The organism is Sporosarcina koreensis, from assembly GCF_000826145.2.
Classification (GTDB): Bacteria; Bacillota; Bacilli; order Bacillales_A; family Planococcaceae; genus Sporosarcina; species Sporosarcina trichiuri.
Map to the genome: position 1 here is coordinate 96,914 of NZ_LN651333.1, position 13,154 is coordinate 110,067.

11 protein-coding genes are annotated in these 13,154 nt (G+C 58.4%); 5 read left to right on the forward strand and 6 right to left on the reverse strand.

The features are described from left to right. Positions 1-20: 20 nt before the first annotated feature. The 3 genes from BN1190_RS00555 to BN1190_RS00565 form a co-directional block, all read right to left on the reverse strand. Positions 21-1,715 (reverse strand): DUF2207 domain-containing protein, encoded by a 1,695-nt coding sequence (locus BN1190_RS00555; protein ID WP_040285076.1) that lies wholly within the window; start codon positions 1,713-1,715, stop codon positions 21-23. Between the two features lie 97 nt (positions 1,716-1,812). Continuing rightward, complete coding sequence (locus tag BN1190_RS00560) at positions 1,813-2,754, reverse strand: BadF/BadG/BcrA/BcrD ATPase family protein (protein ID WP_040285077.1); 942 nt, start codon at positions 2,752-2,754, stop codon at positions 1,813-1,815. Continuing rightward, positions 2,751-3,419, reverse strand: coding sequence for an HAD family hydrolase (locus BN1190_RS00565; RefSeq protein WP_040285170.1), 669 nt, complete (start codon positions 3,417-3,419; stop codon positions 2,751-2,753). The genes BN1190_RS00560 and BN1190_RS00565 overlap by 4 nt, the downstream gene beginning before the upstream one ends. 167 nt (positions 3,420-3,586) lie before the next feature. Here BN1190_RS00565 and BN1190_RS00570 point away from each other — a divergent pair, with 167 nt between their 5' ends. From BN1190_RS00570 to BN1190_RS00585, 4 genes are all read left to right on the forward strand, one after another. Continuing rightward, a complete protein-coding gene (locus BN1190_RS00570) occupies positions 3,587-4,234 on the forward strand; it encodes an MOSC domain-containing protein (RefSeq protein WP_040285078.1) in 648 nt (215 codons plus the stop codon). Positions 4,235-4,498: 264 nt separating this feature from the next. Beyond that, the gene (locus tag BN1190_RS00575; protein ID WP_040285079.1) at positions 4,499-5,068 is read left to right on the forward strand and encodes an ECF transporter S component; all 570 of its coding nucleotides are present in this window, start codon (positions 4,499-4,501) and stop codon (positions 5,066-5,068) included. Continuing rightward, positions 5,065-6,546, forward strand: coding sequence for an ABC transporter ATP-binding protein (locus BN1190_RS00580; RefSeq protein ID WP_040285080.1), 1,482 nt, complete (start codon positions 5,065-5,067; stop codon positions 6,544-6,546). The genes BN1190_RS00575 and BN1190_RS00580 overlap by 4 nt, the downstream gene beginning before the upstream one ends. Further along, a complete protein-coding gene (locus BN1190_RS00585) occupies positions 6,524-7,300 on the forward strand; it encodes an energy-coupling factor transporter transmembrane component T family protein (RefSeq protein WP_040285081.1) in 777 nt (258 codons plus the stop codon). The genes BN1190_RS00580 and BN1190_RS00585 overlap by 23 nt, the downstream gene beginning before the upstream one ends. Before the next feature lie 539 nt (positions 7,301-7,839). Here BN1190_RS00585 and BN1190_RS00590 read toward each other — a convergent pair. Genes BN1190_RS00590 through BN1190_RS00600 form a run of 3 tightly spaced genes read right to left on the reverse strand, consistent with a single transcriptional unit; the run spans position 7,840 to position 11,778 of the window. Continuing rightward, positions 7,840-10,452: a YfhO family protein gene (locus tag BN1190_RS00590; protein WP_040285082.1), complete on the reverse strand. Its 2,613-nt coding sequence runs from the start codon at positions 10,450-10,452 to the stop codon at positions 7,840-7,842. After that, positions 10,449-10,829 carry a GtrA family protein gene (locus BN1190_RS00595; protein WP_040285083.1) on the reverse strand — a complete coding sequence of 127 codons (381 nt, stop codon included), beginning with the start codon at positions 10,827-10,829 and terminating at the stop codon, positions 10,449-10,451. Before BN1190_RS00595 ends, BN1190_RS00590 begins: the two co-directional genes overlap by 4 nt. Beyond that, positions 10,807-11,778, reverse strand: a complete 972-nt coding sequence (locus BN1190_RS00600) for a glycosyltransferase family 2 protein (RefSeq protein ID WP_040285084.1) — start codon at positions 11,776-11,778, stop codon at positions 10,807-10,809. The genes BN1190_RS00595 and BN1190_RS00600 overlap by 23 nt, the downstream gene beginning before the upstream one ends. A 241-nt stretch (positions 11,779-12,019) precedes the next feature. Between BN1190_RS00600 and yfkAB the strand changes: the two genes are divergently transcribed. Beyond that, positions 12,020-13,132, forward strand: a complete 1,113-nt coding sequence (gene yfkAB, locus BN1190_RS00605; RefSeq protein ID WP_040285085.1) for a radical SAM/CxCxxxxC motif protein YfkAB — start codon at positions 12,020-12,022, stop codon at positions 13,130-13,132. The last annotated feature ends 22 nt before the right edge of the window (positions 13,133-13,154 follow it).

Sequence of the window (13,154 nt, forward strand, 5' to 3'; positions counted from 1 at the left end):
GTGTGTGAACAAATGGTGACTCAGAAGGCACCGGCACCGCCGCCTCCGCCGCCTGCTCCTCCACCGCCGCCCCCGCCGCCAGACGATGTGCTGACGTAGTGGGCGACCGCCTTGTCGGCATGCGTGAACTGCCGTGCGGTAATCCCCGCGATGACGAAATACGGGAGGACCGCCGGGTTCTGGCTGAACAGCGGGGCGGCTTCCAGTCCAGTCATGTCCTCTTTCTTGAAGTCGTTCGTACCGACTGCATAGATGACCGCCCGCTGCTGTTCATCGTCGAGCCGATCCGAGAAATCCGTTTCCGTCATATGCGGCATTCGTTCAGCGAACGATTTCCACTGCCTGCGGATCCCATAGCCTTTGACAGTATACGGACGGTTGAAGATCCCTGTGAAGATCAGCAGCAGCACGAGCGGGATGAACCCGAGGAGCCACCACGGGTGACCGTAGAATGCATAGCCGATCATGAGCGGGACTAGCGCGAGTCCTGCCAGGATGGACACCCAGGCATAGACGGGCGCTTTCTCTTTCAGTCCCGCCTCGCTGACCTCCTTGGAGACCGCGGTATTCCACTCGGACTGGGCTTTGCTGTAGGCGACCGCCGCCTTTTCAGCCGCTTTGTCCTTGCTGCTGAGTACGTCCATATCGCTGAACCGGAACGTCTCGCCGTCCCCGAGATCATCGAACAGCCATTCCAAGAGCAGGCGTTCATGCTCATGATCCGTCGCGCGGCTGAGCATCCGGAAGCCGTCCTCCCCATCCCGCGCGATATAGCCTTTGCGCATCAGATCGAGCAGCGCTGCGGTCTGCAGGGACTCCGGTTTCGCCAGGTCCTGTGTGAATTTCAGCGTCGCCGGAAGGCTCATTTCCTGTTCCGGGACGAAATACGGATCCGGATAAATATCTTCCGCTTCTTCGATCCGGGCTTTCTTTCGGCGCCCCATGTTCACCAGCAGGGCAGCGAATACCGCGATGCCGATCCCGAGCGTGACTGGCGCCGCAGTCCTGCCGATCTCCTCGAACTTCTCATAACGGGCCAGCTTCGCTTCCTGCTGTTCCTTCTCTTTCGATAGTTCAGGGCCGATTGCTGCGGGAGACGACGTGGTCAATGCCGGGAACAGCCCGGCCGGATAGCCGACCCGGATATCGGCGTTCTTCTCTGACGGAACTTTGCCAAGACGGAATGTGACCGTTCCGTCCTGATCGATGATCGGTTCGGCAAGCGCTGCGTCGTATCCGAAGGCGATGACGTCCCCGGCAGGCACCGCTGCCGGCGGATGGATCGTGATGGAGACATCCCGGAAGGCCGTTTCGTTGCGGTCATCAAAGAACGGCCAGTAGAATTCCGCCATGTCGCTGTATCCCCGGACGCCTCCGGCTATCGTATAGGTCAGCTGGATCTTGACGGTTTCGTCCTTCGCTTTCCGGTGGATCTTATAATCGCCGGCCCCGCCCTCCACGGTCAGCTCCGTTCCGTTCTCCGAAGCCTCGAGTCCTTTGATGGTGCTGCCTTTCTTCGGATAGATGGCCCGTGTGATCCCGTTGAAGGAACCGCTGAACCGGTATGTCAGCTCCTCTGTCACATGGACCTGTCCATTTTCCTTTAGCTGGGCATCGATATCGAAGCCTTCAATGTCGAAACTCTTCGCAGACACGGCAACCGGCAGCATCAGGAACAATGCCAGCACCAGCAGGCCGCTCATCAGTTTTTTCATAGGAATCACCTCTTTCTGTACATACGGACCAGTTTGGCGATAGTTTCAATTCTCCGTCATTTCTGGACGTGACCCGGTCGGAATCCGCATGGTGTCATTACCTGTTCTGCCGGCTGTAATGATGCTTTGCGCGTTCCGCAATGACATCGATCGGCGCCAGTTCCGCACGGATGACGTCCGCTTCCGGGCAGCTCGCCTTCAGTTTCTCCGTCAGCCGGCCGAACAGCCGGTCGAAATGCCGCAGGTTGCCGCCCGTGCAGTGGATCGGGCATGTCCGCCCGGTAAGTCCGAGACGCCGCATGGCCGCTTCTGTCATCGCTGCGAGTTCCTCCGCCGCCTCGTCGACGAGCCGGATCGCTGTCCGGTCGCCTTCTGCGGCAGCTTCCGCAAGTTCACGTGTCAGTCCGGCCGCCGTATGCCCGGAATATGCCGGTCCGTTCACCCAGTTGCACAGGTCGTCGACGGACATCATCCGGAGATGGGCCAGCACTTTTCCGGTCAGGGAGGTGGCGGGCTCCCGGCCATCCGCCGCCCGGAAGACCGCGTCGATCACCCGCATGCCCATCCAGCGGCCTCCGCCCCCATCGCCCGTCCGGTGGCCCCAGCCGCCTGCACGGATGACCGTTCCCGCCTCGTCCTGCGCAAAGGCGATCGCGCCCGTGCCGGAAATCAGCAGGACGCCGGGCTCGTCATGCGCCAGGCCTTTCAGTACGGCGAACGCATCATTTTCGACCAGCAGGCTGCCGGCTGACAGACCGTGCTTGCTGAAGATCTCCTGCAGCATCACGGTGATCCGTTCTTCATCTTCCGCCGTGTCCGTCCCTGCCAGCGCGAAGGCGGCCGTGTCGATGACGCCACCCGGGCAATACGGCAGCAGTTCCGCAGCCGCCTCTTCCATGACCTTCCGGAATGCCGGTTCCCCGACCGCATGCCAATTGGAACCGCCTTTTTCCGAAGCGTACAGTTCCGCCCCGGTTCCGTCCCTCAGGGAGAACGCCGTTTTCGAGCCGCCTCCGTCGACTGCGAGCAGGCGGGTCATACGCAGGCACCGCCGTCATCCGGCTGACCGAGCAGCGCGTAATCGAAATCGGCGAACGATTCCATCAGCTGGCCTTTTTCATGGAAGGACAGCGAACGCGTCACGTCATTCGGGATGATGAGGCAGTGGATGCCAGCGCTGATGGCCGCGATGGATCCGTTATAGGAGTCCTCCACAGCGATCGCCTCATCCGCTGTCACGCCGAGCCGGTCGAGGGCGGTCAGGTAGATGGCCGGATCCGGCTTGACCGTTTCCACATCATCTGCGGAGACGATGATCGGGAAATAGCTGATCAGGCCGTATTTCGTCAGGAAGCCCTCGATCCACTCGCGGGTGGAACTGCTGGCGACCGCCATGGCGATGCCGCGGGCCTCCAGTTGCTTTGCGGTCTCCAGGAATCCGTCACGGAGTGTCAGCTGTTCACGGATGATCTCGAACCGGGCATTGACCAGTTCGTGGAACTCCGCGCGGTCGAGCGTGAAACCGAGGGTCTCCTCGATCCGGTCGAACAGTTTGCCGTCGGTGGAGCCGACCACTTTCACGAATTCGTCCAGCGTCAGATCGAATCCGTGCCGCTCCTTCAAGATCTGCTGATAAATATCGAACCAGGCGGATTCCGTATCGATGATCGTTCCGTCAAAGTCGAAAATGACTGCTTTCTTCACTGCATTTCCCCATTTCTGCTCATGTTGTCTTCTGCTTGTTTTCATTATAGGCGGCAGCCCTGTCCGAGTCGACCCTTTCCGCCCCTTCTTCCGTTTCGAATAGTCTGGCAGCTGACGGACGGGTTTGCTATACTTTGGAATCATGTACATGACGAGGAGGAGCATTGATGAAATTGACAAACCTGGCGATCGGTCTTCCGCAAACCATCCGGACAGCGAAAGACCGCGGCCTGCTGACCGGCATCTGCAAGGAGACCGCAAGCGAAGCGTATTTGACGGCGGATGGGTTCCGTCAGGATGATGTGGCGGATAAGAAACACCATGGCGGGCCGGATCGGGCGGTCTGTGTGTATCCTGCTGAGCACTATTCACTTTGGAATGAAAAATTCGGCTGCGAACTGCCGCCAGCTGCGTTCGGAGAGAATCTGACCGTTCAGGGGATGTCGGAAGCCGACGTCCGGATCGGCGATATTTTCCAAGTCGGAGAGACGTTCATCCAAGTGACGCAGGGCCGTATCCCGTGCAGCACGATCGACCAGCGTCTGGGACATCCGGTCATGAAGGGGATGATCGAGACAGGATTCACCGGGTACTTATGCCGGGTGGTTCAGGAAGGGAAGATATGTGCCGATTCTGCAATTTCGCTGGCGGCGCGGAGTAAAAACAGTGTTTCCGTGCTCGAGGCGAACACCATCTACTTCCACCGGCCGGAGGACATCGAAGGGATCCGCCGGGTGCTGGCCATCGAGTCACTCGCAGAAGACTGGCGCCGGAAATTCGGGAAGCGGCTCGATGCTGCGCTCGCCAAACTGTAAGGTAAAACGGAATTGCCGGGTTGCCAGAAATTTTTACCTGTTGTATACTCGAGTCACTTACATAACTGACCGTACGGGTGCTTGAGTGAATCAGGCTGAGATAGCAGATGAATCCGCTGCTGACCGCATCTGATCTGGGTAATGCCAGCGTAGAGAGCCGTGATCGAGGGATCATGAACGGGGCCCGGGACCCCACACTCGACCGTCTGCGCTTTCAGACGGTCTTTTTTTGTGAGATTTACAAGAAAAGAGGAGTGGAAACGGATGAAGAAACTGAAGTTCACCGACCTGCTGATCACGATCATGGTCGGCGTCGTGTTCGGGATCCTGATGAAGTTCTGGGATGATCTGTATACGGTGGTGAAGCCGCTGATGCCGGTGGCACGCCAGCTGCTGTACGGCATGTGGTTCATGAATGGGGTGTTCGCGGCCCTGCTGATCCGCAAACCGGGCGCGGCACTGATTGCGAGTATCGCGGGGGCCGCTCTGTCGGCGTTCATCGGACATGGGCTGGAAGTGCTGATCTATGGCTTCGCACAAGGGCTTGCGGCAGAGCTGCTGTTCGCCGCTTTCCGCTACCGGAAGTTCTCGGTTCCGATCGCCGGACTTGCCGGTATCGCTTCGTGTGCGACGAGTTTCGGTCTTGATATGTTTTACGGGTACGCGGAGCTTGAACCGTGGGCGCTCTTTGTGAAATACGGCCTGCGCGTGGTCAGCGCCTTCATCTTCACCGGGGTTTTTGCGGTGCTGATCATCCGGGCACTGGAGGCGACCGGCGTGACGCAATCGATACGTCCTGTGTCGAAAGACGAATACTCGCTGCTTGACCGATGAGAAGGAACGATAGTGCAGCCGTGACGATCCGCAACTTGCGGCTGAAGTTCCCGGGCGAAGAAAAGCTGCTGTTCAGGGATCTCTCGTTTTCCGTGAAGCGCGGGGAGAAGGTGCTGCTGCTTGGGCCGAGCGGCTGCGGCAAGTCGACGCTCCTGCAGGTGGCGAGCGGCATCGTGCCAGATTCCTATGAACTCCCGATGAAAGCGGACGTCCTGGAGATCCCTTCGTCGTCCGGTTTTGTCTTCCAGGATCCGGATACCCAGTTCTGCATGCCATTTGTCGATGAAGAGCTCGCGTTCGTGCTCGAGAACCTGGCCGTGCCGCGGGAGGAGATGCAAGGGAAGATCCGGGACGTCCTGTCGCGGGTCGGTCTTCATCTGGAGGATATCCATACACCGATCCTCGAACTGTCACAAGGCATGAAGCAGCGGCTCGCTCTGGCATCCGTCCTGCTGATGGAACCGGACGTCCTGTTTCTGGACGAGCCGTCCGCCCTGCTCGATCCGGAAGGCACGGAACAGATCTGGTCATCGATCCGGAAAGCTGCTGCTGAGCGGACCGTTGTGATCGTGGAGCATAAGATCGAGCAGATCGCCGGCTGGATCGACCGGGTCGTCCTGTTCACGGATGATGGTGCGATTCTAGCGGACGGCCGCCCGGACGAGGTATTCCGCCAGTATCATGAGGAGCTGATCCGGTACGGCATCTGGTATCCGGGGGTCTGGGAGGAGTACGTATCGTCTCCCGCCTGTTGCAGATTGCTGGAAGACCGGCGCCGCCCTGGGGACACGGCCGCGGTCAGGATGGCGTCGTTCTCCGGGTATCGCGGCAAGAAGTCGGTGATCCATGCCAAGGAAGCGGCTGCCCGGGCGGGAGCGTGGGTTGCCGTCCTCGGAAAGAACGGCTCCGGCAAAAGTTCGCTGCTGCTGTCGATCATGCAGCTGCTGAAGACGGAGGGACTGCTGGAAGTGAAGGGACGGGAGATTGTCGCGAAGAAACGGCGGAGGAACGTGCCGGACGGGCTGTCACTCGTCTTCCAGAATCCTGAATTGCAGTTCGTTGCAGATTCATTGATAGCAGAACTGACCGTCTCCATGCAGGCACTGCCTGCGGATGAGGCGGAGCGCAGGGCTTCCGCGCTGCTGGAGAAGTTCGGACTTCCCGATGACCGGCAGCGCCATCCTTATCAGCTGTCCGTCGGGCAGAAACGCCGGCTCAGTGTCGCGACTGCACTGACCGGGACGACGGACGTGCTGCTGCTGGATGAACCGACGTTTGGCCAGGACGCCCGCAATACGTTCGTCATGCTCGAAATGCTCGAGGAGCTGCGGAGGGACGGGCTGACGATCATCATGGTGACGCACGACCTGTCCATTGCCGAGCATTTTGCCACGGATATCTGGACCGTGAGTGAAGGCCGGCTTGTCTCTGCCGTTCCAGTGGGAGGTGCTGCGGATGCCCGCCTGGTTCACGCCTGAACGGACGACGTGGCTGTTCCGTGTCAATCCCGCGCTGAAGTTCGCCGTGTTCACCGTGCTGCTGCTCGTCATGCTGTTCAATCGGAACTTGCCGCTTGCCGCCTGGCTCGCTGTGCTGTTCGCCGTTCTGCTGTACGGATTCAGCGGCTACTCATGGAAGAAGCTGCTGCTGCTAACGATTCCGATCGTGCTGTCGTTCGCGTCTTCCGCTGTGACGATGATGCTGTTCGGCAAGGGAGATACGGTGCTGTGGCAATGGGGGCTTTTCAAAGTATCTGAAGAGAGCGTAAGGCACGGTCTGCTGCTCGGCATGAAATCCCTGTCGTTCGGATTCGCGGGGTTCGCATTCCTGCTGACGGTCGAACCGGTGCTGTTCTTCTACGCGATGATGCAGCAATTCCGGATGCCGTCGAAGTATGCGTACAGCTTCATCGCCGCGATCCGTCTGCTGCCGGTGGTCGTCGAGGAGATCCAGGTGCGGAACAATGCGCTCAAGGTGCGCGGCATCACCTTCTCGCGCGGCGTGAAGGGAGTCGGGGAGCGGATCCAGTCCTATACCGTGCCGCTGTTCGCCCAGAGTATCCGGCGCGCTCAGCGGATTGCAGTTGCGATGGAATCGAAGCAGTATCAGATGGGCGCGGAACGGACGTATTACTACCCGACCTCGTACAGCCGGATGGATGCCGTCTTTCTCTCCGTCATGGCTGGAAGCCTGTGTTTGATTGCCTGGCTCGTTGTGGAGTTTCCATATTAAGTGAGTGAAGGACACCTCGTGATGGGGTGTCCTTTTTGTATGGGACTTGAGCGGTTCGGCGGTCGCTTGAGCGGTTCTCTGGCTGCTTGAGCGCTTCTCTGTTTGCTTGATCGTTTCACTGACTGCTTGAGCGGTTCCCCATTTGCTTGAGCGGATCGGCAGCTGACTTGATCGTTCCGTCACCTTGCTTGAGCGCTTCTGGTACCGTTTGAGCGCGGGCACGGTTCCGGCAGAAAAGCGCAGCGCAGCGAGCAGACCAATCATCTTTTGGTCTTGATTGCAGAAGTGCATGAAGCGCGGCATGCTGAGAGGGTCGGCGATGGTCTCCAGCCGCGGAAATTGAGCGGTCGGCGGGCGGAATTGATCGCTTCGCCAGTGGAATTGATCGCTTACCCGGTAGAATTGATCGCTTCGCCGCCACAATTGATCGCTCCGCCAGCCGAATTGATCACTTCCCCAGCACTATTGAGCGCTCCGCCAGCCGAATAGAGCGGTCAGCGCTGCACAACACCTCCCCGTACATCAAAAAACCCGCATCCTCACTGAGGATACGGGCGCTTGCGCCGGCTGCGCAGCCAGAGCAGCAGCAGGGCGGCGGCTGTCAATCCGGCGGCCGCTGCGGACAGCCGGAAATATGGCGGATAATAGGTCAATTCAATCGTATTCTTCCCCGGCTCGATCGGAATGCCGGTGAATGCATAATTCGCTTTCAGCAGGTCGGTCCGCTTCCCGTTGACGCGGGCCTGCCAGCCTTTTTCATAGGGGACCGGCATGACGGCATACCGATCACCTGCCGGGTTGTCAAGTTCCGCATGAAGGCGGCCGCCCTCCCAGTCGACTGCGGGTGCCGGAACGTCTGCACTCCGCTGTTCCGCCTGTTCCAAGGCTGAATAATCTTCCGCATACAAGGCGAGATTGCGGAGCGTGTACGTCCCTTCCGGCACCCGGATTCGGATGACTTCGTCGGACGGGATGCGGATGGTCAGGTCATGGATGCGGGTCCGGTAGATCGAATCCGCCCGTTTGCGGGTCGTCCGGTAGTCGTTCACCGTCAGCGGATATCCCCTGTCCGCCGTCGTCCGTTTCAGTCGGAACGAGACGTACGTATCCTCTTTCAGAAGCGCCCGGTCACTGATATGCAGATCAAGGCCCCCTGTTTTGCCTGTTACGGTGAGCGTCCCATCCGTATACTCCGCATGGACAGGTTCGATCTCCGCGTGGCTGATCAGGTTCTCTGCAGCCGGAGCCGGTTCGGATGATATTTCTTGATCCAGCACGATCCCTGACAGCATGGCGTGTTCCCGTGCGATCGCCGGGGAATCGGCCAGTTCCTGTTCCGTGTAGACGCTGTCCGCCGTGCGGATGAACGGCAGCCGGTGTCCGCTTTTGTAGGCTGTATAGGCACCGCGGCTGTCGGTTTCCTTAAAATCATACGGCACAGGATTGCCATCTTCCGTCCGTACCGCATAGACGCCAATCACCAGGCTGTACAAGTTGGCCCGGCCACCGAGCCCCGCATAGCGGCTCACACTTTCCCGTCCCATATCGATGGACAGGTCATTCCAATAGAAATCGAGGAGTTCCCGGTTCAGCAGGCTGGAATAGATGCTCATCCCGAGGAAATCCTGGACGATCGGGGTGTTGTTGCGTGTGCCGATCATCCAGTCGAAACGGGCGAGCGGATCCCGATCCGCTTCGGCCAGTTCATGGATCATCCCGCGCACGGGTTCCAGGTCGTACGCAGCGCTAGTAAAGAACGATTTCGGGATCCCTTCCCCTTTCACCTGATCGACAGCTGGTTTGTCCTGCGTCAGTTTCTCCTGCTGGAACAGGTTCACCGTGATCAGGGACACGGCAATCACGCCTAGATAGAGGGCGATGTCCCAATGTTTGAAATAGCGGATGGCCGCCAGCAGCACGAGTGCGCAGATGACCGCCATCACGGTGATCATACTGTCGGCATACAGACTCGGTTTCCCGGGGATGTCCAGTTTCGTGAATATGTAATACAGACCCGCCGTGCCGATGACGGCCATCACTGCATCAGTCAGCCGGACCTTCCTCCAATTCTGCAGAGCCCAGGCGGCCGTGCCGCCCGCGGTCAGCATGAGCATATGCTCCCATCTATATTGGGGCGCGGACAGTCCATTGAACAAACTTCCAGCTGCCGGGCTCATATGAAGGACCGCGAAGAAAACAGTCAGGACCGCAAACAGCCGGAACCGTCTGTCTTTGTACAGCGGCACCAGCAGCAAGGCGATGATCAGGAATGCCGGCAGCACGATGATACGCCCGTCTGCCAGAAAGTTCTCCTGGATTTCGAACAGCGGAATCTCCCCTTCGAACGGAGGCCGCAAGTTATTGAGGTAGCCGTAGACCGCCGGTAGGAAGAACGGCGCGCTCAGCAAAGCCCCTGCAACCCCTCCGCCGGCAAACTGGAGAATCTGCCGTTTCTTCTTCACTTCCTCTTCCGCAATCGGCAGGAGCCAGCGGAACACGATGTAGATGAAGGTCAGAAGGAAATTGATGTAGGCGAAATAGAAATTATCGGCCATCGACAGCGCGACCGCCACGATGAACACCGCCGGTTTCCCGGCGCGCATGATCCGTTCCGCCCCCATCAGCAGCAGCGGAAGGAACAGCATGGCGTCCGCGAAGAACTCCCAGTAGACGACGTGCCGGAAATACAGGATGCTGATGCTGTACAGCACAGCCCCGAGATACGCGTAAGGCGCCTTCAGGCCGATCATCCTGAAGTATGCTGCTGCGAGCAGCTGGATCACCGTCAGGCGGATGATACTGACGAATACCGTCACATCCGCCCAGTATGTCAGCGATGGCTGCACAGCGCCGATCCAGTCGAGACACACGGTGACCGCTGCCGTCAGCAGAAAGACGGCGGATGTCGAGAAGTAGTAGCCGAGCTGGGAGAACGTGCCCCCGCCGAAACCGAACCGCTCCGAATAGAAGTAGCTGCCGTCTTTCATCGCCTCATACAGGAAATGCTTGAACGGCACCATCTGGGACAATCCGTCGTTCGGACCGAGCAGATACCGGTCATGCAGCCACTCGGAAAGCATGAAGGCGTGGGCACCGATCGAAACCAGCAAGCTGACGGCCGCAAGCAGGAACCAGGTTGTCTTTCCCCTCATGCCGCTTTCAGCACCTTTCCCGTGACGACGAATGTGACCGGCACCGTGATGATCAAGGCGGCGAGCGGCGCAATGGTGCTGCTCATCCCGAGCCCGTCCACCAGCAGATACAGCAGCACTGCAGTCACGACGATATTGACGAGCTGGGTGACCGGATAGATCAGGAACTTTTTCAAGGTCGGTTTCACTTTATAGGTCACGTAACTGTTCAGGAAGAACGATATGACCATGCTCAGGAAAACGGCTCCGAAATGCGCAATCATGTACGCAAGTCCGAGCCCTTTCAGTCCAAGCAGATAGAACGCATAATACGTTGCGGTGTTGATGACGCCCACCACAGCGAATGAGATGAATTCACGAACTTCGAATTTTGGCATGGGACAACGGTTTTCCTTTCACTTCGGCGCTTGTCCGGCGGATGAGATAATGCGGACGTTTCTTCGTTTCATTGTAGATCCTGCCGACGTACTCCCCGATGATGCCGAGAGACAGCAGCTGGACCCCGCCGAGGAACAGCACAGCGGAAATGATCGTGAAGTACCCCGGTACATCGACGCCGTGCCGCATGATATCGATCAGGGTCACGGCAATATAGGCGATGGCCAGGAACAGGCTGACGAGACCCGCATAGAAACAGAGACGCAGCGGTTTCGTATTGAAGGAGACCACGCCGTCCACTGCATAGTTGAGGAGCTGCTTGAACGACCATTTCGTTTCGCCATGCTGGCGTGTCACATTGTCATAGCAGATCGTTTTCTGTTCAAGGCCGATCCAGGAATAGAGCCCTTTCGAAAAGCGGTTGCCCTCACTGAGCTGCAGAAGCGAGTCGACAGCCCGGCGGCTGAGCAGACGGAAATCCCCTTCCCCGTCCCGCAGCTCGACGTCGACCGCCTTGTTGACGCCCCAATAATACATTCTTGAAAGCGCCGACCGCAGCTTCGCGTCGCCCTTCCGGTTGCGCTTCGCAACGACCTGGTCATACCCTTCTTCGTAGCCTCGGATCAGCTTCGGAATGAGGTCGGGCGGATGCTGGAGGTCCCCATCCATCAGGATGACGGCATCCCCTTTCGCATATTCAAGACCCGCGAGGATTGCAGCCTCTTTCCCGAAGTTCCGGGTGAACGAGATATATTCCACTTCAGGATGCTGAAGGACGGCATCCCGGATTTCATCCATCGTACCGTCGCTGCTTCCATCATCGACGAAAATAATTTCATAGAGGTTCCGGGAAAAGGTCATCGTGCGGCTGAGCGCTTCGATCATCGGCTGTATGTTTCCCTCTTCGTTGTAGGACGGGATCACGAATGAAATCAACAGATTTTTCACTCCGCGCACCTGCTTTCTGTAAAGTAGACATATAGTATCCACTCTATTACCCTGTTTCACAGAAAACATTCCCGTTGTTCCATTAAACATGCATTCCGACAATTCGGACACATATCGGTTCCCTTCACCTCCGCGTCCATCCCGAATGGACGATCAATTCCGTCTTTTCCCTGCAAGGTTGTCACACTTTGCGGCAAAGCGCATACTGAACACTGTATATCTAAAGACAGGAGCCTGACAAATGACCACATTATCCGAACGCATCGCGACAGATCCCTGGGAAGCCTATCTCGATGTGGACCAGCACGGGCACCAAGTGCTCTCTTCCATTGAATTCACAACCACGTACCTATGCAACATGCGCTGCGAGCACTGTGCCGTCGGCTATATGCTGCAGCCGAAAGACCCGGATGCACTGCCCGTGGAGCTGCTGATCCGCAGGCTCGAGGAGATCCCGCATCTGCGGACGATCAGCCTGACAGGCGGTGAGCCGATGTTCTCGAAACGATCCGTTGAGCAGGTCGTCCTCCCGCTGTTGAAATATGCCCATGAAAGAGGTATCCGCACCCAGCTCAACTCCAACTTGACGATGCCCCTCGACCGCTACGAAGCGATCGCCCCCTACCTCGACGTTCTCCACATCTCCCACAACTGGGGAACCGTCGAAGACTTCGCCGAAGGCGGCTTCGCCAATATGGAGCGCCAGCCGTCATTCGACCGGAAAGCGGGACAGTTCGAGCGGCTCATCGCCAACAGCCGGGCGCTTGCCGATCTCGGCGTCATGGTGTCGGCGGAAACGATGCTCAACCGCCGCACCCTGCCCCACCTGCAGAAGATCCACGAGCAGGTCGTGCAGGAGATGAAGTGTGCCCGGCACGAAATCCATCCGATGTATCCGAGCGACTTCGCCTCCGATCTGGACGTCCTGTCGCTGGATGAGACGCGCGGTGCGATCCGTGATCTCCTACGCTTCCGGGATCCCGGAACATGGATGCTATTCGGAACGCTGCCGTTCTACGCCTGCAGCCCCGACCCCGACGATCAGGAGCTGTTGATGCAGCTGCGGCAGAGCCCGAATGTGTCGATGCGGAACGATCCGGACGGACGCTCACGGCTGAACGTCAACATCTTCACAGGCGATGTCATCGTGACGGACTTCGGCGACGTCCCGCCACTCGGCAATATCCAGACCGGTTCGCTGCCGGATATGTACAGCGATTGGCAGGCGCACCCCTTATCGAAATCGGTCAGCTGCCATTGCCCTGCAGTCCGCTGCCTCGGGCCGAACCTGCTCGTCAAAAATGCGTATTACGAAGAAGCCGACTTTACGAACCGGAAAGCCGTTCTGCTATAATGGCATCAAAAACTACAAACCG